At 70.3% G+C, this 20,572-nt stretch carries 18 protein-coding genes; 14 read left to right on the forward strand and 4 right to left on the reverse strand.

The window, feature by feature from the left end:
- The first annotated feature begins 74 nt into the window (after positions 1 to 74).
- The 8 genes from OG246_RS23655 (at position 75) to OG246_RS23690 (ending at position 8,000) form a co-directional block, all read left to right on the forward strand.
- A complete protein-coding gene (locus tag OG246_RS23655) occupies positions 75 to 1,028 on the forward strand; it encodes a YafY family protein (protein ID WP_266467074.1) in 954 nt (317 codons plus the stop codon).
- Between the two features lie 16 nt (positions 1,029 to 1,044).
- A complete protein-coding gene (locus OG246_RS23660) occupies positions 1,045 to 2,073 on the forward strand; it encodes a YafY family protein (protein ID WP_266467077.1) in 1,029 nt (342 codons plus the stop codon).
- Between the two features lie 95 nt (positions 2,074 to 2,168).
- Positions 2,169 to 2,429, forward strand: a complete 261-nt coding sequence (locus tag OG246_RS23665; RefSeq protein WP_266470834.1) for a hypothetical protein — start codon at positions 2,169 to 2,171, stop codon at positions 2,427 to 2,429.
- Between the two features lie 20 nt (positions 2,430 to 2,449).
- Positions 2,450 to 2,644, forward strand: coding sequence for a hypothetical protein (locus tag OG246_RS23670; protein ID WP_266467079.1), 195 nt, complete (start codon positions 2,450 to 2,452; stop codon positions 2,642 to 2,644).
- 240 nt (positions 2,645 to 2,884) lie between these two features.
- Entirely contained in the window at positions 2,885 to 3,178 is a 294-nt protein-coding gene (tatA, locus tag OG246_RS23675) for a Sec-independent protein translocase subunit TatA (RefSeq protein WP_266467080.1), read from the forward strand.
- Between the two features lie 47 nt (positions 3,179 to 3,225).
- Positions 3,226 to 4,176, forward strand: a complete 951-nt coding sequence (tatC, locus tag OG246_RS23680) for a twin-arginine translocase subunit TatC (protein WP_266467081.1) — start codon at positions 3,226 to 3,228, stop codon at positions 4,174 to 4,176.
- A 31-nt stretch (positions 4,177 to 4,207) separates the two neighbouring features.
- Complete coding sequence (locus tag OG246_RS23685; RefSeq protein ID WP_266467083.1) at positions 4,208 to 5,098, forward strand: diacylglycerol kinase; 891 nt, start codon at positions 4,208 to 4,210, stop codon at positions 5,096 to 5,098.
- Positions 5,099 to 5,138: 40 nt separating this feature from the next.
- Positions 5,139 to 8,000 carry an RNA helicase gene (locus OG246_RS23690; protein WP_266470838.1) on the forward strand — a complete coding sequence of 954 codons (2,862 nt, stop codon included), beginning with the start codon at positions 5,139 to 5,141 and terminating at the stop codon, positions 7,998 to 8,000.
- Positions 8,001 to 8,112: 112 nt separating this feature from the next.
- Here the strand turns inward: OG246_RS23690 and atzF are convergent, their stop codons facing one another.
- The 4 genes from atzF to OG246_RS23710 form a co-directional block, all read right to left on the reverse strand.
- The gene (atzF, locus tag OG246_RS23695) at positions 8,113 to 9,786 is read right to left on the reverse strand and encodes an allophanate hydrolase (protein WP_266467085.1); all 1,674 of its coding nucleotides are present in this window, start codon (positions 9,784 to 9,786) and stop codon (positions 8,113 to 8,115) included.
- Positions 9,787 to 9,894: 108 nt separating this feature from the next.
- Positions 9,895 to 13,407 carry a 5-oxoprolinase/urea amidolyase family protein gene (locus OG246_RS23700; protein WP_266467088.1) on the reverse strand — a complete coding sequence of 1,171 codons (3,513 nt, stop codon included), beginning with the start codon at positions 13,405 to 13,407 and terminating at the stop codon, positions 9,895 to 9,897.
- Positions 13,404 to 14,003, reverse strand: a complete 600-nt coding sequence (locus OG246_RS23705; protein WP_266467091.1) for an urea amidolyase associated protein UAAP2 — start codon at positions 14,001 to 14,003, stop codon at positions 13,404 to 13,406. Before OG246_RS23705 ends, OG246_RS23700 begins: the two co-directional genes overlap by 4 nt.
- Positions 14,000 to 14,824 carry an urea amidolyase associated protein UAAP1 gene (locus OG246_RS23710; protein ID WP_266467094.1) on the reverse strand — a complete coding sequence of 275 codons (825 nt, stop codon included), beginning with the start codon at positions 14,822 to 14,824 and terminating at the stop codon, positions 14,000 to 14,002. Before OG246_RS23710 ends, OG246_RS23705 begins: the two co-directional genes overlap by 4 nt.
- A gap of 178 nt (positions 14,825 to 15,002) precedes the next feature.
- On the opposite strand from OG246_RS23710, the gene OG246_RS23715 reads away from it, so the two are divergent.
- The 6 genes from OG246_RS23715 to OG246_RS23740 all read left to right on the forward strand — a co-directional run bounded on the left by OG246_RS23715 (position 15,003) and on the right by OG246_RS23740 (position 20,557).
- Positions 15,003 to 15,629, forward strand: coding sequence for a TetR/AcrR family transcriptional regulator (locus OG246_RS23715; RefSeq protein ID WP_266467097.1), 627 nt, complete (start codon positions 15,003 to 15,005; stop codon positions 15,627 to 15,629).
- A gap of 294 nt (positions 15,630 to 15,923) precedes the next feature.
- Positions 15,924 to 17,522 carry an ATP-binding protein gene (locus tag OG246_RS23720; RefSeq protein ID WP_266467099.1) on the forward strand — a complete coding sequence of 533 codons (1,599 nt, stop codon included), beginning with the start codon at positions 15,924 to 15,926 and terminating at the stop codon, positions 17,520 to 17,522.
- Positions 17,519 to 17,926 (forward strand): roadblock/LC7 domain-containing protein, encoded by a 408-nt coding sequence (locus tag OG246_RS23725; protein ID WP_266467101.1) that lies wholly within the window; start codon positions 17,519 to 17,521, stop codon positions 17,924 to 17,926. The genes OG246_RS23720 and OG246_RS23725 overlap by 4 nt, the downstream gene beginning before the upstream one ends.
- Complete coding sequence (locus tag OG246_RS23730) at positions 17,923 to 18,396, forward strand: DUF742 domain-containing protein (protein WP_266467103.1); 474 nt, start codon at positions 17,923 to 17,925, stop codon at positions 18,394 to 18,396. Before OG246_RS23725 ends, OG246_RS23730 begins: the two co-directional genes overlap by 4 nt.
- Positions 18,377 to 18,991 (forward strand): ATP/GTP-binding protein, encoded by a 615-nt coding sequence (locus tag OG246_RS23735; RefSeq protein ID WP_266467105.1) that lies wholly within the window; start codon positions 18,377 to 18,379, stop codon positions 18,989 to 18,991. Before OG246_RS23730 ends, OG246_RS23735 begins: the two co-directional genes overlap by 20 nt.
- 81 nt (positions 18,992 to 19,072) lie before the next feature.
- Positions 19,073 to 20,557, forward strand: coding sequence for a cytochrome P450 (locus tag OG246_RS23740; RefSeq protein WP_266467107.1), 1,485 nt, complete (start codon positions 19,073 to 19,075; stop codon positions 20,555 to 20,557).
- Positions 20,558 to 20,572: the final 15 nt, after the last annotated feature.

The following is a 20,572-nucleotide window of genomic DNA, read 5'->3' on the forward strand; positions in this document are numbered from 1 at the left end:
TGGGCCCTCGGCTTTTGCCACGACTGTCCGGAGCGGTACGGTCATCGGTCGGAAGCACCATAGGAAGGGCGTCGATGGCCATTGCCAAGGCCGAGCGGCTGATGAACCTGGCGCTGTGTCTGCTGGGGACACGGCGGCCGCTCAGCAAGCGCGAACTTCGCGAGTCCATCGAGGCCTACCTCGAGGCGAGCTCGGACGACTCCTTCAACAGGATGTTCGAGCGCGACAAGGACGATCTGCGCGAACTCGGCCTGGTCATCGAGACGGTGGAGAACCTCGACGGTGAGGTCGGCTATCTCGCGCGCCGCGACAGCAACCGGCTGCCGGCCATCACGCTCGACGCCGAGGAGGCCGCCGCCCTCGGGCTGGCCGCCAAGGTCTGGCAGCAGGCCCGCCTTGCGGGTGCCGCCAGCGGCGCCCTGCAGAAGCTGCGCGCCGCGGGACTGCCCGAGGACGTCGACCCGTACGAGCCCCATGGCGCCCTGGAACCACACATCCCCGTGCACGAGGCGGCCTTCGAGCCGCTGATGCTCGCCTGCCGCGACCGCCGCCCGGTCGCCTTCGACTACCGCAAGGCCACCGCCGTGCGGCCCGAGCCCCGCCATGTCGAGCCGTGGGCCCTGGAGTGCTGGCGCGGTCACTGGTACCTGGCGGGCTGGGACCGCGACCGCGGAGCCGAGCGCGTCTTCCGGCTCTCGCGGATCACCGGCAAGGTCCGCACCCGGGCGGGCCGGTACACGGCCGAGGTGCCCGACGTCGTCACCGTGCGCGAGACGGTCGCGGGCTGGGCGGGCGAGATCGCCGACCGCTCCGCGCTCATCCGGCTGCGCACCGGGTCCGGCTACCCGCTGCGGGCCAAAGCCGTCTCCGTACGGGAACTGGGCGGGGGCTGGGACGAGTTGGAGATTCCGTACGGGCATGGCCTGGACGCCTGGCTGGTCGAGTTCGGGCCCGATGTGGTGGTCCTGGAACCGTCCGAGCTGCGGGCGGATGTCGTGGACCGGCTGCGCGCCGTGGCCAAGGGCTGAGGGGGAACGTAAGAAAGTGGCAGGAAAACCGGCCAGGCCGACGAACGCGATCGACCAGACCCGGCGGATGCTCTCCCTGGTGACGTATCTGCGTGAGCGCCCCGGCGCGCGCGTCAGCGATGTCGCCCGGGCCTTCGGGATCACCGAGGACGAGCTGATCTCCGACCTCGACGTGCTGCCGCTGTGCGGGACCAGCTTCCGCGGCGGCGATCTGCTCGACATCGACACCGACGGCGACCGGATCTGGTGGCGCAACCCGGGTGCCCTCGGCGCGGACGCGGCCGAGCCCCTGCGGATCGCCGCCGACGAGGCGACCGCGCTGCTCGTCGCCGCCCGTGCGGTGTCCACACTGCCCGGACTGCGCGAGGGCGACCGGCAGGCACTGCTGCGCGCCACCGCCAAGGTGGAGGCCGCCTCGGGCGAGGCGGCCGGGGCCAGCTCCCGGCTGTCGGTCACCTTCGAATCCGAGGGCGGCGTCTTCGCGGACGTCGACCGGGCCATCTCCGAGCGGCGCCGGCTGTGGATCCGCTACTACTCGCCCTCGCGCGACGAGCTCTCCGAGCGTGAGATCGACCCGATCCGCCTGGTCAGCGTCGGCCACACCTATGTGGAGGCCTGGTGCCGCCGCTCCGAGGCGCGCCGCACCTTCCGGCTGGACCGGGTCGCCGAGATCCGCATCCTGGACGAGCCGTCCGCGCCGCCCGAGATCGAGATGCGGGACCTCTCCGAGGGGCTTGTGCAGCCGGCGGCCGAGGACCCCGAGGTGGTCGTGGAGGTCGGCCCCGGCGGACGCTGGGTCGCCGAGTACTACCCGCACGACAGCGCGGACGAGCTGCCGGACGGCGGGCTGCGCATCACCTTGCGGACCCCCGATCCCACCTCGCTGCGACGGCTGGCGCTGCGCCTCGGCCGCGACGGCCGGATCGTGTCGCCGCAGGATCTCGCGGACAGCGCCCAGCAGGCGGCCCGTGAGGCCCTCGCGGCCTACGACGGGCCACAGGGAGCTCAGGACGGGCCGTACGACAGGCAGGAGCAGGGGCTTTGAGCACGTCGACGATGTCTGGTGCGTCGGAGAAGACCGGTGTGGCGGGGAGGACCGGAGCCTCGGAGCGGGCCGGTGTGTCCTCGGGCGCACCGGAGATGTCGGTCGTCACCGCGTTCGCCGGGATGAGAAGAGTGGTCGAGACGGTGTTCAGGGCCGGCTGCCCCGACTGCCGGACCGACTTCGAGCTCAGGGCGAGCGCCCTGATGCTGGCCATCGGCGCCTCCAGCCGCACCACCTTCTACTCCTTCACCTGCCCGGAGTGCGGCGCCGCCGTCCGCAAGCCCGCCGGTGAACGCATCGTCGAACTCCTCACGGTGGGCGGCGTACGGACACTGCGTCTGCACTCGACCGGCTAGGACGGTCTAGGGTCGGCTTCATGTTCTGGCCGATGTTTGCGATCGCTGTGGGTTTCCTGGGAATCGCCGTTCTCGGCGTGCTCGCTGTCCGTGTCTTCCTGGAAGCGGAGCGTCTGGGGCGACAGGTTTCCGACTCCGCTCTGCGCATCGGCAGGGCCGCCGAGGACCTGGAGCGCGCGGCTGTGACCACGGCTCGCTCTGTGGATGCCCTGTGAGTAGTGGCGCACGCCGCGGTTTGTATGGCTTTCGCCCTGTCACCTATCCGGCAACGGCAGGTACGCTCATGGTCGCGGCCCGGATAAACGAGGCGCGGGTCGCGAACTGGGAGTACGCACAGGGATTGCCCCGCGTTTACCCCTGAGCGTTACGATCGCTGTCAGCGCGACGATCGGACACATGTCCGACCGATCGGACAGCCCCCATTCCATGCCGCCTCGGTGAGAAGGTAAAGACTTATGTTCGGAAGGCTCGGCGCTCCCGAGATCATTCTCATCCTCGTCGTCATCATCCTGCTGTTCGGCGCGAAGAAGCTTCCGGACATGGCGCGCTCCCTCGGCAAGTCCGCGCGCATCCTGAAGAGCGAGGCCAAGGCCATGAAGACGGAGGGCCAGGACACGGCCGCCGCTCCGGCCGCCCCGCCGGCCACCGACGAGCAGCCCCCGGCTCAGCGCACCATCCAGGCCGCACCCGGCGACGTGACCAGCTCCCGCCCGGTCACCGAGCCGACGGACTCGACGACCAAGCGCTGACGCAGGGCCGGTGACCTCCGGCCCGCCGCACGAGATGGGAACGTGGGTTGCTGAAGCCTGCCCGCCAGAAGGAGAAGGATCCCGAGGGGCGGATGCCCCTCGCGGAACACCTTCGTGAGCTCCGCAACCGGCTTGCGAAGGCGATGCTGGCCATCGTCGCCATCACTGTCGTCGCCGCCTTCTTCTACAACGACATCATCAACCTCATCACCAGGCCGATCCTCGACTCGGTCGGTTGCGAGCAGAGCTTCGAGCAGCTGGCGAAGTCGACGTCCACCGAGCCGTGCGCGCAGATCACGATCAACGGTCTGCTCACCCCCTTCACGCTCGCGCTGAAGGTGTCGCTGATGGCCGGTGTCGTCCTGGCCTCGCCGGTCTGGCTCTACCAGCTGTGGGGCTTCGTCGCCCCCGGTCTGCACCGGCACGAGAAGAAGTACGCCTACGCGTTCGTCGGCACGGGCGCCCCGCTGTTCCTGGGCGGCGCCTACTTCGCGTACTCCGTACTGCCCACCACGGCGAGGGTGCTGATCGAATTCACCCCGAGCGGTACCGACAACCTCCTGCCGCTGGACGATCTGCTGGACCTCGTCACGCGCATGGTGCTCGTCTTCGGCCTCTCCTTCGAACTGCCCCTGCTGCTGGTCTTCCTCAACCTCACCGGGGCGATCACCGGCAAGCGGATGCTCGGCTGGTGGCGGGGCATGATCATGGGCATCACGGTCTTCGCGGCCGTGGCCACGCCCAGCACGGACCCGCTGACCATGCTGGCGCTCGCCGGCCCGATCTGGATCCTGTACTTCGGCGCGGTCGCCTTCTCGCTGCTGAACGACGGGCGCAGGCGCCGGCGCGACGCCGCGGGACCGGCCGACGACGAGGCCTCCGAACTGGACCTCACGCCCGAGGCCATCGGCGAGGTCGAGACGGTGTCGGCCAGCCGGGCGGCCCTGCCGGAGCAGGCGAGCTCGGACCGTGTCAACGGTTATGACGACGTGACCTGACCAGACGCGGAGAACTCGTAGGGTCAGGCTTGTGACCAGCGAGATCACCCTCTTCGTCAACCCCACCGCGGGACGCGGCCGGGGCGCCCACGCGGCGCAGCCGGCCGCTTCTGCTTTGCGTGCGGCGGGGTTCTCCGTCCGTACGGTCCTCGGCGAGAACGCCGAAGACGCCCTCACGCGCGCGCGTGCGGCCGTCGCGGACGGGACGGGCGCCCTGATCGCCGTCGGCGGCGACGGCATGGCGAACCTGGCCCTGCAGGCCGTCGCCGGGACGCGCACCCCGCTCGGCCTGGTCGCCGTCGGCACCGGGAACGACTTCGCGCGGGCCCTGGGCCTGCCCGTACGCCAACCGGCGGCCGCTGGGCGGCTGATCGCCGAGGCCCTCAAGGGGGCCCGGCTGCGCGATGTCGACCTGGGGCGGGTCGGCGGCACCTGGTTCGGCACCGTCCTCGCCTCCGGCTTCGACTCCCGGGTCAACGACCGCGGCAACCGCATGCGATGGCCCACCGGCCGCTTCAAGTACGACCTCGCGATGCTCGCCGAACTGGCCGCCTTCAAGCCCTTCCCCTACCGGATCACACTCGACGACGGCAAGGTCCAGGAGGTCGAGGCGACGCTGGTGGCGGTCGGCAACGGACCGTCGTACGGCGGCGGCATGAAGATCTGCGCCGGCGCGGATCTGGAGGACGGGCTGTTCGACATCACGGTGGTCGGGGACTGCAGCCGTACGACCCTGCTCAAGGTGTTTCCGAGGGTCTACCGGGGTACGCATCTCGATCATCCGAAGGTCGCCGTGCACCGGGCGGCGAAGGTGGAGCTTGTCGCCGAGGGCGTCACGGGGTACGCGGACGGGGAGCCGTTCGGCCCGCTGCCGCTCACTGCTGAGTGTGTGCGCGGTGCTGTGCGGGTGGCGATTCCCTGAGCTGCGGGGATTCCGGGTTTCACAGGTGCGGATCCGGATATTGATCGTCCTGTTGTCAGTGCCTCCCGGTAGTCTCGAAAGCACGATGACAGAGGACCTCTCCCCGGCCGAGCGGTACGCGGCAGCACGGAAGCGCGCTGTCGAGCAGGCCACCGCGCTCGCCTCCTTCCGCGAGATGTACGACTTCGGCCTCGACCCCTTCCAGATCGAGGCCTGCCAGGCGCTCGAGGCGGGCAAGGGTGTGCTTGTCGCCGCGCCCACCGGCTCCGGCAAGACGATCGTCGGCGAGTTCGCCGTCCACCTCGCCCTCCAGCAGGGCAAGAAGTGTTTCTACACGACGCCGATCAAGGCGCTCTCCAACCAGAAGTACGCCGATCTGTGCCGCCGTTACGGCGCGGACAAGGTCGGCCTCCTCACCGGTGACAACAGCGTCAACTCCGAGGCTCCGGTGGTCGTGATGACCACCGAGGTGCTGCGCAACATGCTGTACGCGGGCTCGCAGACCCTCCTTGGACTCGGTTATGTAGTGATGGACGAGGTGCACTACCTCTCCGACCGGTTCCGGGGCGCCGTCTGGGAGGAAGTGATCATTCACCTCCCCGAGTCGGTGACGCTGGTGTCGCTCTCGGCCACGGTGTCGAACGCGGAGGAGTTCGGCGACTGGCTGGACACCGTGCGCGGCGACACCCAGGTGATCGTCTCCGAGCACCGGCCCGTGCCGCTCTTCCAGCATGTGCTGGCCGGGCGCCGGATGTACGACCTCTTCGAGGAGGGTGAGGGTCACAAGAAGGCCGTCAACCCCGACCTCACGCGCCTCGCGCGGATGGAGGCGAGCCGCCCGTCGTACCAGGACCGCAGACGGGGCCGCGCCATGCGCGACGCGGACCGTGAGCGCGAGCGCAGACAGCGCTCGCGGGTGTGGACGCCGAGCAGGCCCGAGGTCATCGAGCGGCTCGACGCCGAAGGGCTGCTGCCCGCCATCACGTTCATCTTCAGTCGCGCCGCCTGCGAGGCCGCAGTCCAGCAGTGCCTGTACGCGGGCCTCAGGCTGAACGACGACGATGCCCGCGTGCGGGTGCGTGAACTCGTCGAGGAGCGCACGGCCTCCATCCCGACCGAGGACCTGCACGTCCTGGGGTACTACGAGTTCCTCGAGGGCCTGGAGCGTGGCATCGCGGCCCACCACGCGGGCATGCTGCCGACGTTCAAGGAGGTCGTCGAGGAGCTGTTCGTACGCGGCCTGGTGAAGGCGGTGTTCGCGACCGAGACCCTCGCCCTTGGCATCAACATGCCCGCCCGCTCGGTGGTGTTGGAGAAGCTCGTCAAGTGGAACGGCGAACAGCACGCCGACATCACACCCGGCGAGTACACCCAGCTGACCGGGCGCGCCGGACGCCGCGGCATCGATGTCGAGGGCCACGCGGTCGTGTTGTGGCAGCGCGGCATCAGCCCCGACCACCTGGCGGGACTCGCGGGCACCCGCACGTATCCGCTGCGCTCCAGCTTCAAGCCGTCGTACAACATGGCGGTCAACCTGGTCGAGCAGTTCGGGCGGCACCGCTCGCGCGAGCTCCTCGAGACGTCCTTCGCGCAGTTCCAGGCCGACAAGTCGGTCGTCGGGATCTCCCGGCAGGTGCAGCGCAACGAGGAGGGGCTCGACGGCTACAAGGAGTCGATGACCTGCCACCTCGGGGACTTCGAGGAGTACATGGGGCTGCGCCGCGAGCTCAAGGACCGCGAGACCGAGCTGGCCAAGCAGGGCGCGGCGCAGCGGCGCGCGGAGGCGGCCGTCGCGCTGGAGAAGCTCAAGCCCGGCGATGTCATCCACGTCCCGACCGGCAAGTACGCGGGGCTCGCCCTGGTGTTGGACCCCGGGTTGCCCGCCGGACGGTCGAACGGCCACCGGGGCTTCGAGCAGCATGACGGCCCGCGTCCGCTGGTGCTCACCGCCGAGCGCCAGGTGAAGCGGCTCGCCTCGATGGACTTCCCGGTGCCGGTCGAGGCGCTGGAGCGGATGCGGATCCCGAAGTCCTTCAACCCGCGCTCGCCGCAGTCCCGCCGCGATCTGGCCTCCGCGCTGCGCACCAAGGCCGGGCACATCGTCGCGGACCGGCACCGCAAGAAGCGGGCCGATGCCGCCGACGACCGCGAGATCGCCAGGCTGCGCACGGCGATCCGGGCGCACCCCTGCCACGGGTGCAACGACCGGGAGGACCACGCCCGTTGGGCCGAGCGTTATCACCGGCTGCTGCGCGACACCTCGCAGCTGGAGCGGCGTATCGAGGGCCGGACGAACACCATCGCCCGCACCTTCGACCGCATCGTCGCGCTTCTCACCGAGCTCGACTACCTGCGGGGCAACGAGGTCACCGAACACGGCAAGCGGCTCGCGCGGCTGTACGGCGAACTCGACCTGCTCGCCAGCGAATGCCTCCGTGCCGGGGTCTGGGAGGGGCTCAGCCCTCCCGAACTCGCCGCCTGCATCTCGGCGTTGGTGTACGAGTCGCGGGTCGCCGACGACGCGATGGCGCCGAAGGTGCCGTCGGGCAAGGCGAAGGCCGCGCTGGGCGAGATGGTGCGGATCTGGGGGCGGCTCGACGCCCTTGAGGAGGACTTCGGGATCACCCAGACCGAGGGGGTCGGGCAGCGCGAGCCGGATCTCGGGTTTGCCTGGGCCGCGCACGAGTGGGCCTCCGGCAAGGGGCTCGACGAGGTGCTGCGGGAGGCGGAGATGCCTGCGGGTGACTTTGTGCGCTGGTGCAAGCAGGTCATTGATGTGCTGGGGCAGATCTCGGCCGCGGCGCCTGTTTCCGGAGCGGCCGGATCGAGTGTCGCCAAGAATGCGCGTAAGGCGGTGGATGGGCTGCTGCGGGGGGTGGTGGCTTACTCGTCGGTCGGGTGACCGGTTGTGGGGCGGGGGAGTTTTTTCGCCCCCTCCGCCCCTACCCTTCCCGTCTTTCTGGGGCTCTGCCCCAGGCCCCGCCAGGGGGCGCTGCCCCCTGGACCCCCGCTCCTCAAACGCCGGAGGGGCTAATAGAGCGCAGGTATGCGCGCCAGCCTCCGTGTGTCGTGATGTCCTCGGCTCCTTCGAGTGCGGACGGTTCGCAGAGGAAGCCGGGGACGTGACTGCCGTCGGTGAGTTCGACGCGGCCCAGGGTCATCGGGCGGGGGAGCTCGGCGAGTAGGCGTCCTAGGCCCTCGGCGGGGAGTCGCCATACTTCGGCCTCGATGGCGGCGCCGGGGTCTTCCGTGCCGACGTGGACCAGGCCCGGCTTGGGCGGTGTGGTGGACAGGGCGTGCAGGCGGTAGACGGGTGCCGTGGTTGTCGTACGTTCCAGTTCCGCGCCCAGGGAGAGGAGCTGGGGGTTGAGCGGCTGGCCGGACAGGTGTGCGCCAAGCACCGCGATCCGGAGCTGCGGCTGCAGCAGGCCCGCGATCCGGGCGAGGCGTTCGTCGGTGAACGCCGGGCCGATCAGCATCACGCCGAAGGGCAGGCCGTCCACCATGCCCGCGGGGACGGCTACCGCGGCCAGGTCGAAGAGGTTCGTGGAGTTGGTGAAGCGGCCCAGGCGGGCGTTGGCGCCCAGTGGGTCGGCGGCGACCTCGGCGAGGGTGGGGTGGCCGGGGGCCGTCGGCAGCAACAGGGCGTCCGCGTCGCCGAGTTGGGCGAGGGCGCGGGTGCGGAGGTCCGCAAGGCGGTCCTGGTCGGCGTACAACTGGTGGGCCGGGATGTCCCGGGCCCGGGTGATGATCCCGGCGACGGTCGGGTCGAGCCCCTCACCGCCCTCAGTGATCAACTTGTCGACAAAGCTCCCCACGGCTGTGTAGCGCTCGGCGACGAACGCGCCCTCGTAGAGCATCGCCGCGGCCTCGGTGAACGGGGTGAGGTCGAGGGTGCGCAACTCGGCGCCCGCCGCGGTGAGTTGCGCCACGGCCGCTTCGTACGCCGCCGCCCAGCCCTTGTCCAGCTCTCCGAGCTGTTCGGGTGCGGCGACGGCGATGCGCCATGGGCCGGGCGTCCGCTGGGGGAGTGCCGGGAGGTCGCGTCCCGAGGGGGAGGTCATGTACGCGAGGGCCTGCTCGGCCTCCGGGAGCGTACGGGCGAAGACGGTCACGCAGTCGAGGGAGGCGCAGGCGGGGACGACGCCGGTCGTCGGCACCAGGCCGCGGGTCGGCTTGAGGCCGACGATGCCGTTGAAGGCGGCGGGGACGCGGCCCGAGCCTGCGGTGTCCGTGCCGAGGGCGAGGTCGACGATTCCCAGGGCTACGGCGACGGCCGATCCGGAGCTCGAGCCGCCGCTGATTCTGGCCGGGTCGTAGGCGTTGCGTACGGCGCCGTGGGGGGAGCGGGTGCCGACCAGGCCTGTGGCGAACTGGTCCAGGTTCGTGGTGCCGAGGACGATCGCGCCGGCGGCTCGGAGGCGGGCGACTGCGGGCGCGTCGCCTTCTGGGGTGTACGCGTATGCCGGGCAGCCGGCGGTGGTCTTGAGGCCTGCCACGTCGATGTTGCCCTTCGCGGCGAGGAGCTTGCCTGCGAGGGGGAGGTGCTCGCCTGCGGCGACGCGTTCGTCGATGGTCCTCGCCTCTTGGTCGACCTCCGCCTGGGGGCGGAGGTCGATCCAGAGCTCGGGGCGGTCGGTGGCCTCGATGCGGGCGTATGCCCTCTGGACTCGGGTGACGGCTGACATCGGTGCTCCTTGGCTGGGGTCTCGTGCTCGACTGCGGGCCGGTGGGTGGTGTGTGCCCACCCGTTCCGCCCTGCGGAACGCCTGCCCACACACCGCGCCATGGGGACGTCAGGTCACCGGCGCCAGCACTATCAGTGCTGTCCCCGCCTCCACCTGGTCCCCCGGTTTTGCGAGAATCTCGGTCACCACGCCGTTCATCGGGGCGGGGACCCTGGACTCCATCTTCATGGCCTCCAGGGCCAGGAGGGGCTGGCCCCGGGTCACCTTGTCGCCGGGGCGGACGTTCAGCTGCCAGACCGAGGCGGCGAATTCGGCCTCTATCAGGCGGCCGCCCTCGGGGACGGTCACCTCGGCGGGGGGAGCCGCGGGGGCCGACACGGACTCCGCCCGGGTGAACTCGCCCGCTGCTTCCCACGCGTCCCGCTCCGCGGAGAACGCGCCGCCCTGCCGGACCCGGAACTCCGCGATGGAGCCGGCGTTCTCGGCGAGGAAGGACTCGTACCCGGCGAGGGAGAACTCGCCCTCCTCGATCCGGGGGACGAAGCGGCCGGAGATGATGTCGGCGCGCAGGTCGAGGAGTTCGTCGGGTTCGACGGGGTACCACTTGACGCGGTCGAAGAAGCGCAGCAGCCAGGGCGAGCCCGGCTCGAACGCGCCGCGTTGCTGCCAGGGCGACCACACCTGGGTCGTACGGCCGACGAACTGGTAGCCGCCTGGACCCTCCATGCCGTAGATGCAGAGGTAGGCGCCGCCGATGCCGACCGAGTTCTCGGCGGTCCAGGTGCGCGCCGGGTTGTACTTGGTGGTGACCAGGCGGTGGCGCGGGTCCAGCGGTGTCGCCACCGGCGCGCCCAAGTAGACGTCGCCGAGGCCCAGTACGAGGTACTCCGCGTCGAAGACCGTCCGGTACACGTCGTCCACCGAGTCGAGGCCGTTGACGCGGCGGATGAACTCGATGTTCCAGGGGCACCAGGGCGCGTCGTCGCGGACGCCCGCCATGTAGCGGGCGATCGCCTCACGGGTGGCCGGGTCGTCCCAGGAGAGGGGGAGGTGGACGGTGCGGGAGGGGACGACGAGTTGGTCGCTCGGTGGGAGCGTCGCCACGATCTGCCGTACGGCCGCGAGGAGTTCGCGCTGCGGGAGCCGCCGCGGATCCGTCTGGATCTGCAGGGAACGGATGCCCGGGGTGAGGTCCGTGACCCCGTCCAGTGCGGCGCCCGCCACCGCCTCCATCAGCGCGTGCACCCGCATGCGCAGGGCCAGGTCCAGCTGCATGGGACCGAATTCGACCAGCAGGTTGTCGTCGCCGCTGCGCCGGTACGTCACGTCGCCGTCCCGGGCGAGTACGCCGCTGTCGACGATCGCGGCCCGCGGCGAGCCGTCGTCGGCGACCGGCGTGAAGCGGACCGTGTCACCGGGGCGCAGCTGCCCGAGCTTCCAGCGCTCCGAGCTGACGACCGTCGCGGGGCAGACGAAGCCGCCGAGCGAGGGACCGTCCGGGCCGAGCAGCACCGGCATGTCGCCGGTGTAGTCGACGGCACCCACCGAGTAGGGCGTGTCGTGGATGTTGGACGGGTGCAGCCCCGCCTCGCCGCCGTCCTTGCGAGCCCAGCGGGGCTTGGGACCGACCAGCCGTACGCCCGTGCGCGCCGAGTTGAAGTGGACCTTCCAGTCGGCGGCGTAGAACTCGTGGATGTCCTCCTCGGTGAAGAACTCCGGTGCGGCATGCGGGCCTTCGAGCGCGCCGATGTGCCAGCGCGCCCCGAAGACCGGTCGGTCGGCAGCTGCCACCGCGGTGCCCGGGACCACCGCGCCCCCGTGCAGCACATCTCCCGTCCGCAGCGTCCGGCCACCGTGCCCGCCGAACCGGCCAAGGGTGAAGGTGGACGCGCTGCCCAGGAACGCGGGCACGTCCAGGCCGCCGCCCGCGAAGAGCACGTACGTGCGCAGGCCGTGCTGGGTGGGAGCGCCGACCTCCAGGACGGACCCCGCCGGCACCGTGACCGGCTCCCACTGCGCGGCCGCCGTGCCGTCCACGGTGACCGCCGCCGGAGCACCCGTCACGCAGACGGTCGTGGCGTGCGTGAAGCGCAGGGCCGGTCCCTGAAGGGTGCACTCCAGACCGGGTGCCCCTTCGTGGTTGCCGAGGGCCCGGTTGCCGAGCCGGAAGGACAGGTCGTCCATCGGGCCGCACGGCGGCACCCCGACCTGCCAGTAGCCGGTGCGGCCGGGCCAGTCCTGGACGGTGGTGAGCGTGCCGCCCGAGACGACCTCGACGCGCGGTGTCGGATCGGAGACGGCGGCGAGTGTCGCCGTCGAATGCGTCGCGGCCCGGAAGGAGCTGTCCGACAGTGCCGCGCGCACCAGCCCGAGGTTCGTCTCGATACCGTCGACGCGGGTCCTGGCCAGCGCCTCGTCGAGCCGTTCCAGCGCATGGGCGCGGTCCGAGCCGTAGGCGATGACCTTCGCGAGCATGGGGTCGTACGAGGTCGTGACCTCCGTCCCCGTCTCCACCCAGCCGTCGACCCGGACCCCGCCGGGGAACTCGACGCGCGTCAACAGGCCTGCGCTGGGCCGGTGTTCGCGCGAGGGATCCTCGGCGTAAACCCGTGCCTCGACGGCATGACCGCGGGGCGCCCCCGGGTCCCGTACGACATCGGACTCGCCGCGAGCCAGCCGCAGCATCCAGGCGACGAGGTCGACTCCGTAGATCTCCTCGGTGACCGGATGCTCCACCTGGAGACGGGTGTTGACCTCCAGGAAGTACGCCTCCTGGCGGGCGGCGTCGTACACGAACTCGACGGTTCCGGCCGAGCGGTAGCCGACCGACGCGCACAAGTCGCGTGCCGCCGACGCGAGTTGCTCGCGTACGGGGGAGGGGAGCCCGGGCGCGGGAGCCTCTTCCAGCACCTTCTGATTGCGACGCTGGAGCGAGCAGTCGCGGTCGCCGAAGGTGACCACGCGGCCCCGGCCGTCGCCGAAGACCTGTACCTCCACATGGCGGGCCCGCTCCACCAGCCGTTCCAGGAAGACCCCGGCCGAGGAGAATGAGGCAGCGGCGACGCGCTGCACGCTCTCCCAGGCCTCGGTCAGTTCATCGGCTGAGCGACATGCCGACATACCGATGCCACCGCCACCGCCGGTGGCCTTGAGCATCACGGGATAGCCGATGCGGTCGGCTTCGAGCAGGGCTTCAGCGAGGTCGGAGAGCAGTCCTGTGCCCGGTGCCAGGGGCACTCCGGCCGCCTGAGCCGCCGCCCGCGCCGTGTGCTTCGCCCCGAACAGCTCCAGCTGCTCCGGCGTCGGCCCCACGAACACGATCCCCGCCTCCTCGCAGCGCCGCGCGAAGTCCGCGTCCTCGGAGAGGAAGCCGTACCCGGGGTGGATCGCCCCGGCGCCGGTCTCCTTCGCCGCCTTGAGGACGAGGTCGGCGTCGAGGTACGACTCCTTGGCGGGCGCGGGTCCGAGCCGTACCGCCTCGTCGGCCAGCCGTACGTGCGGTGCCGAGCGGTCCGGGTCGGAGTACACCGCCACCGTACGCAGGCCGAGTTCGCGGGCCGTCCGGATGATCCGGACCGCGATCTCGCCCCGGTTGGCGACGAGCAGCGTGTCGAAGCTCATTCCGGAGCCCCAAGGGTCATCTGGACCGCGGTCGGCTCGAAGCCGTTGCAAGGGTTGTTGATCTGGGGGCAGTTGGAGACGAGTACGAGTACGTCGCGCTCGGCGCGCAAGGTCAGCTTCAGCCCCGGGGCCGAGATGCCGTCGACGATGCCGAGGGTGCCGTCCTTCTCGACCGGCACGTTCATGTACCAGTTGATGTTCGAGACCAGATCCCGCTTGCCCAGCCCGTACTTGGCTCCCTCCGCGAGGAAGTTGTCCACGCATGCGTGCTGCGACCAGGTGTGATGCCCGTACCGGAGCGTGTTCGACTCCTTGGAGCAGGCGCCGCCGACCGTGTCGTGCCTGCCGACCTCGTCCTCGACGACCGTCATCAGCGGCGTGTGCTCGTTGGACATCAGCACACTGCCGGTGGTGAGGAAGAGGTTGCCCTGCGCGTGGATCGTGTCCGGCGCGCTGTACCGGACAGCCGTGTCGTGGGCGTCGTACACCAGGAAGTCGACGGCCTGGTTGCCGTGCAGGTCGGTGATGGTGAGCGTGCCGCCTTCGGGCACGACGGCGGACCAGGCGGCGCGGGCCGGTACTTCCACGGTCTTCATATGAGCCCCCTCGCGGCAAGGAATTCGGCGGTGTTCAGGAAGGCGCGACGGCCCTCGGGCGTGGCTTCCCACAGCGGATCGCCCGCCTTGGTCGCCTCCGAGCGCCAGGCGAGCACCTCCAGCGGGGAACTGACGTACTCCGGACGGGGATCGGCCGGATGCGGCACGTTCGCGATCAGCACGGTGACGTCCTGCTCGGCGCGCAGGGTCACGCTGCCGCCCGGACCGGCCGAGCCGGTGAAGTCGAGGGAGCCGTCGTCGCGTACCGCCACGCCCTGGAAGAAGGAGAGCGAGGGCGGCAGATCGCGCGGTTCGAGTCCGTTCTTGGCCGCGGCCAGCTTGAAGAGCTCACGCCCGGCCGGGGACGCGGACTGCGGCGTCCCGTCCCCGTACCGCGCGGTATTGCGTACGAGCGTGGAGGTGCCGCACAGCGCGTCGTGCCGCCCGGAGGTGTCGGCGATCAGCGAGGCGAGCACGCGGCCCTGGTCGGACAGGAGGAGCTGACCCTCGCCCAGGTACGCGTTCCACTGGACCTTGACCGTGTCCGCCACATTCAGGCGCTCCCACGGGCGCTCGGCGGCGTGCAGGAGCAGATGCGCGCAGGCGTCGCCGGTCAGGTCGGTGAGGCGCAGTTCGGTGCCGCGGGCCAGCACTCTGTGCGTGTAGTTGCCGCCGGCCACGGTCTCCGCCCACACCAGGTGGCCGGCCTCGCAGGGCGGCGCGGGCCAGCCGCTGGCCGGGACGACGGGCATGGCCTCGGCACGGGTCCCGTCCTGGGAGCGGGCGTGGGCGCGTGCTCCGTATGGGGTTGCTGTCGCCATCGCGGGTCCTCCGGCTCCGGGGTTTCGGTCGAGCGACGTTGTTTCCGTCGCTCACCATTTCTGTCGCTCGACAGAAATTAGGAGCGGAGCGGGTCGACGCCGTGTCTCGTGCGTTGCCGTCCGGTTACCGATCCCTCACGGTGATCGCCGCGTGACCCGGTGTGCGAGGATCGAACACATGGGAACCGGTGGTGGACGACGGGTCGGCCGGCCGCGTGCGGCTCAGCGGCCGGACAGTGGTCTGTCGCCGCGCGACGAACTGCTCGACGCCGCCGCCGACTTGTTCACGACCCGTGGATACGCCGCCACGACCACCCGGGCCGTCGCCGAGCGGGCGGGCATGCGGCAGGCGTCGATGTACCACTACGTCTCCGGCAAGGAGGAGCTGCTCGCCGAGCTCCTGGAGTCCACGGTCACGCCCTCGCTCACCCTCGCCCGGGAACTCCTCGCCGACGACGCGACCCCGGCCGAGGACCGGCTGTGGGAGCTGTGCCGCACGGACGTCGAGCTGCTCTGCGGCGGCCCGCACAACCTGGGCGGTCTCTATCTGCTGCCCGAGGTGCGCGCCGAGGGCTTCGCAGGCTTCCATGCCGTACGGGCCGAACTGAAGGACACCTACCGGCAGTTGCTCGCCGCGACGGCCGCGGGGGGCGCGCTCGCCAAGAGTGAGCTGGATCTGCGGACGGATCTGCTGTTCGGCCTCATCGAGGGTGTGATCCTCGTGCACCGCTCCGATCCGGAACGGCCGGTGTCCGCGTTCGCCGAGGCCACCGCGGACGCGGCGCTGCGCATCGCCGGTATCTGACCAACGGGCCCGCTCGGGACGGTTTTCGCATGCCCGTACGCCGTCACGCACCGTGTGCGAATGAAGCCTCAGCGTACAAATGGAGCCGAGGGTACTCCTGTCGCGTGGGCGATTTCAGGTGCTTGCTGAATATGACACGGCGTTGATCCGGTCGGACTAAGCTCGCCCGCAGCGCACCGAGTTGAGATGTATTCGTGCGCTTGTTCCCAAAAGTTCCGAAGATTCAGTTTGAACCATGCCGTTTCCCCCACAAACTTCCCCGATCCCCCAGTCGACTTGTCTCAGAGGGCATACATGGTGAGTGTTCAATCGCCTCCCGGTGGCCGTGAACTTCCCTACGCGCGCGTGCTGTTGCTGCCGGCCATAGTGATGGCCGCGGCGACCGGAGCCGCCGTCGCCATGGTGACGGACCCGGCCCGGGCCGCCGTCGGCTGGTGCGGAGCCATCGCGACGCTCCTGGTCATCGTGATCGGCGCCGAAGCCGTACGGCGTGGCCGCGTCGCCCGCGATCTGCGCGCCGATCTGGTGCACCGCACCGCATATCTGGAACAGCGCATCGCCGCCCACGATCAGGAGATCCGGCACTTCTCCCGCAAGGTCCTGCCCGTAGGGCTCGACCGACTGCACGCCGGCGCATCCCCCTCGGAGGTGATCCGCACCCTCGGCGAGACCGATCCGGATCTCGGCGAACTCCCCGAGCCGCAGCGCGACTTGCTGGAGACCGTGCTCAACAACATCGACCGCGAGGAATCGATGCGCGACTCCGCGCAGCGAGCCTTCGTCAACATCGCCCGCCGTGTCCAGGCGATCGTCCACCAGCAGAACAAGGAACTGCGCGAGATGGAGGAGGACCACGGGCGCAACCCCGAGGTCTTCGACGACCTGCTGCGCATCGACCACGGCACCGCGCTGATCGGCCGCCTCGCCGACTCCATCGCGGTGCTCGGCGGTGGCCGTCCCGGACGTCAGTGGCCCGAGCCCGTACCGCTGTTCAGCGTGTTGCGCGGCGCGATGTCGCGCATCCTGGAGTACCGCCGCATCGAGCTGCACAACGTCGTCGAGGTCGCCGTCAACGGCGTGTCCGTCGAACCGATCATCCACGCCGTCGCCGAACTCCTCGACAACGCCACGCGCTACTCGCCGCCGCACACCAGGGTGCACGTCACCGCCATCGAGGTGCAGACCGGCATCGCCATCGAGATCGAGGACGGCGGCGTCAGCCTGAGCGACGAGGCCCGCGGAAAGGCCGAGGATCTGCTCCGGCAGGCCGCCCTCGGTGTCGACTTCGACGCCCTCGGCGCGAACCCGCGGCTCGGCATGGCCGTCGTCGGCCGGCTCTCGAAGATGTACAACATGCAGGTCTCGCTCAGGCAGTCCGCGTACGGCGGTGTCCGCGCCGTCCTCGTCGCGCCCCGGGACATGCTCACCACCGACGACGCCCCCGGTCTCGCGCACGGCGTCGGCATCGCCTCCGTCCCGACCATGGACACGGGCGGGGTCGAGGGCCCCAACCGCAAGCCCAAGAAGCGCCGCCCGACCACCGGCCCCCGGCTCACCACTCCCAACGGTGACTCCCAGGAGGACGACGTCCCCCAGGTCACCGAGTGGACGGCCAACGGCCTGCCGCAGCGCCGCAGCCGCGTCAAGGTCTCCTTCCACCAGCGGGCCGCCGATGCCCGCGCGGATGCCGAGGCGGCCGAGCGCGCCGCTGCGGCGGCCGCCGCCACGCCCTCGTGGGCGGCACCCGTCCCGGAGGAGAAGGAGCCCGAACCCGGCCTGTGGGTCGAGGCGTTCATGGAAGGGCTCAAGGGCGACCCGGACCCGGCCGCCGCAACCGGCACGACGATCAAGCCGGCCCCTGTCGAGGCCGACGACGAAGGGGACCCCAAGTGATCCAGCAGCGAGCCAACTTCGACTGGATGCTCAAGGAACTCGCCGACGGGGTACCCGGCGTCCAGCAGATCGTGGTGCTCTCCGCCGACGGGCTGCGCATCGCGCGGTACGGCGGCGACCCGGACGCCGCCGACCGAGTCGCCGCCGCCTGCGCGGGCCTGCAGAGCCTGGCCGGAGCCGTCGCCAGCGAGATCCCCAACAGCGACGGCCGGATGCGCATGGTCATCATCGAGATCAACGGCGGCTACTTCTACCTGATGTCGGCGGGACCCAACGCCTATCTCGCGGTCCTCGCCAACCAGACCGCGGAGCCCGGACTGATGAGCAACCGCATGCGCGACCTCGTCGTCCGGATCGGAGCCCATCTCACGAGTCCGCCGCGGCGCAACGGGCAGACCGTATGACTTCTCCGCAACGCCGACGGCGCTACCCCAAGGAAGAACCCGCGGGACCCCCCATCGAGGGAATCGAGGGACTTCTCAACGAGGACCCCTCCCAAGAGGGACCCTCGAACGAGGGATCTCCGAAAGACGGCCAGGACCGGAAGAACCCCGAGCGCCTGTATCTGCTCACAGGCGGGGCCGAGGGCGGCGACCGGGCCGCCCTCGACCTGGTCACGTTAATCGTGGCGCGCGCCGAGGCGCCGCCGTCCAACGCCCAGCCGGAGAAGTCGGCGCTGGTCCGGCTCTGTACGGCTCCACTGTCCGTGGCCGAGATCTCGGCCTATCTCAGTCTGCCGGTCAGCGTGGTGACCGTGCTGCTCACCGAGCTGCTGGCGGCCGAACTGGTGCAGGCGCGCGCCCCGATCGTCCGCTCGGCGCTCCCTGAACGTTCCCTCCTCGAAGCGGTGATGCATGGACTTCAAAAGCTCTGACACCATCACGGGCCCTCGCGCCGAGGACCATCTGCCGCACACGATCCAGGCAGCCGTGAAGATCGTCATCGTCGGGGGCTTCGGAGTCGGCAAGACGACCATGGTGGGCTCCGTCAGCGAGATCAAGCCGCTGACCACGGAGGAGACCATGACGCAGGCCGGGATCGGAGTCGACGACAACTACGGCTCCGAGACCAAGACGGCCACCACCGTCGCCATGGACTTCGGCAGGATCTCGATCACCGAACAGCTGGTGCTCTACCTCTTCGGCACACCGGGCCAGGAACGCTTCTGGTTCCTCTGGAACGGCCTCTTCGAGGGAGCACTCGGCGCGGTCGTCCTGATCGACACCCGCCGCCTGGAGGTCAGCTTCGACGTGATCGGCCGCCTGGAGGAGCGCGGGGTGCCGTTCGTCGTCGCCATAAACGACTTCCCGGACGCGCCCCGCTATCCGGTCGAGGAACTGCGGACCGCGCTCGACCTCTCCGAGGACATCCCGATCATCAAGTGCGACGCGCGCCGCAGGGCCTCCAGCCGGGATGTCCTGATGACGCTGATGCGCTTCCTGCACTCGCTGGCCATGACACGCACCTGAGCCCCCCGTACGCGTCGAATCAGTACGCAGCTACGCCAACTCCCAAGACACCGGATCCACTTCAGTTTCGGAGCGATCACCGTGACGCCTGAATCCCACTCCCAGACCGGTACGGACGACACCACGCTCGGTCCGCCGCCCGGCTGCCCCGCCCACGGCCTCGGTCCCGGCGGACTGCGCCGGCTGTACGGCCCCGACGCCGAGGATCTGGGAGCCGTGTACGAGAAACTCCGGGCCGAGCACGGCGTGGTGGCTCCCGCCCTGCTCCACGAGGACGTGCCGATCTGGGTGGTGCTCGGTCACGGCGAGAACATGCACATGGTGCGCACTCCCTCGCAGTACTCCCGTGACACCCAGTTGTGGACCGCCCTGCAGGACGGCACGATCAAGCCCGATCACCCGCTCATGCCGATCGTCGCCTGGCAGCCCATCTGCTGCCACGCGGAGGGCGACGAGCACCTGCGACTGCGCGGGGCGGTCACCGGCGCGATGACGACCATCGACCACCGGGGCCTCCGCCGCCACATCAACCGCGCGACCCAGCACCTCGTCAACAAGTTCTGCGAGGAGGGCAGGGCCGAACTGGTCGGCCAGTTCGCAGAGCACCTGCCGATGGCGGTGATGTGCGAGATCCTCGGCATGCCGGAGGAGTACAACGACCGGATCGTGCAGGCCGCCCGGGACATGCTCAAGGGCACCGAGACCGCCATCGCCAGCAACGCGTACCTCATGGACGTCCTGATGCGGCTCACCGTCCGCCGCCGGGCCGAACCCAGGGACGACTTCACCAGCCACCTGATCAACCACCCGGCGAGGCTCACCGACGAGGAGGTCGGCCAGCACTTGCGCGTCGTCATGATCGTCTCGTACGAGGCCACCGCCAATCTGCTCGCCAACGTACTGCGAGTGGTACTCACCGACCCGGGGTTCCGCGCCCGGCTCAACGGCGGCCAGATGACGGTGCCCCAGGCGGTCGAGCAGTCCCTGTGGGACGAGCCGCCGTTCAGCGCCATCCTCCCCTACGTCGCCAAGCAGGAGACCGAGCTGGGCGGCCAGCGCATCCGCAAGGGCGAGGGCCTCATTTTCGGCATCGCGCCGGGCAACGTGGACCCGTGTGTCCGCCCCGACCTCAAGGCCAACATGCAGGGCAACCGCTCCCACCTCGCCTTCGGCGGCGGCCCCCACGAGTGCCCGGGGCAGGACATCGGCCGCGCCATCGCCGACGTGGGCGTCGACGCGCTGCTGACCCGCCTCCCGGACGTTCAACTCGCGTGCGAGGAGGACGAGCTGCGCTGGCGGGCGTCCATCTCGAACCGGCACCTGGTGGAACTGCCGGTGAAGTTCGCGCCGAAGCCCCAGCAGGACGTCATGCAGCGGCCCTCCATCAACCCGCTGCCGCCGCAGCGCGCGAACAACTGGCAGGTGAGCACGCCACAGCCGCAGTCGCAGGCACAGCCACAGTCCACAGCTCCGGAGCCCGCCGCTCCGACGTCGGCGGCGACGCCCGAACCGGCCCGTCGGCCGGGCGTGTTCCGGCGCATCCTGCGCTGGTGGCGCGGCAACTGAGCCGACCGGACGCTG

The organism is Streptomyces sp. NBC_00620 (assembly GCF_026341825.1).
Lineage (GTDB): Bacteria > Actinomycetota > Actinomycetes > Streptomycetales > Streptomycetaceae > Streptomyces.

Excerpts from the sequence above, each read along its gene's own strand:
- OG246_RS23730 (WP_266467103.1), top strand. The coding sequence starts at position 17,923 with ATGACTTCTCCGCAACGCCGACGGCGCTACCCCAAGGAAGAACCCGCG.
- OG246_RS23670 (WP_266467079.1), top strand. The coding sequence starts at position 2,450 with ATGTTCTGGCCGATGTTTGCGATCGCTGTGGGTTTCCTGGGAATCGCC.
- atzF (WP_266467085.1), bottom strand. The coding sequence starts at position 9,786 with ATGTCAGCCGTCACCCGAGTCCAGAGGGCATACGCCCGCATCGAGGCC.
- tatA (WP_266467080.1), top strand. The coding sequence starts at position 2,885 with ATGTTCGGAAGGCTCGGCGCTCCCGAGATCATTCTCATCCTCGTCGTC.
- OG246_RS23655 (WP_266467074.1), top strand. The coding sequence starts at position 75 with ATGGCCATTGCCAAGGCCGAGCGGCTGATGAACCTGGCGCTGTGTCTG.
- OG246_RS23700 (WP_266467088.1), bottom strand. The coding sequence starts at position 13,407 with ATGAGCTTCGACACGCTGCTCGTCGCCAACCGGGGCGAGATCGCGGTC.
- OG246_RS23705 (WP_266467091.1), bottom strand. The coding sequence starts at position 14,003 with ATGAAGACCGTGGAAGTACCGGCCCGCGCCGCCTGGTCCGCCGTCGTG.
- OG246_RS23715 (WP_266467097.1), top strand. The coding sequence starts at position 15,003 with ATGGGAACCGGTGGTGGACGACGGGTCGGCCGGCCGCGTGCGGCTCAG.
- OG246_RS23710 (WP_266467094.1), bottom strand. The coding sequence starts at position 14,824 with ATGGCGACAGCAACCCCATACGGAGCACGCGCCCACGCCCGCTCCCAG.
- OG246_RS23665 (WP_266470834.1), top strand. The coding sequence starts at position 2,169 with ATGTCGGTCGTCACCGCGTTCGCCGGGATGAGAAGAGTGGTCGAGACG.
- OG246_RS23735 (WP_266467105.1), top strand. The coding sequence starts at position 18,377 with ATGGACTTCAAAAGCTCTGACACCATCACGGGCCCTCGCGCCGAGGAC.
- OG246_RS23720 (WP_266467099.1), top strand. The coding sequence starts at position 15,924 with ATGGTGAGTGTTCAATCGCCTCCCGGTGGCCGTGAACTTCCCTACGCG.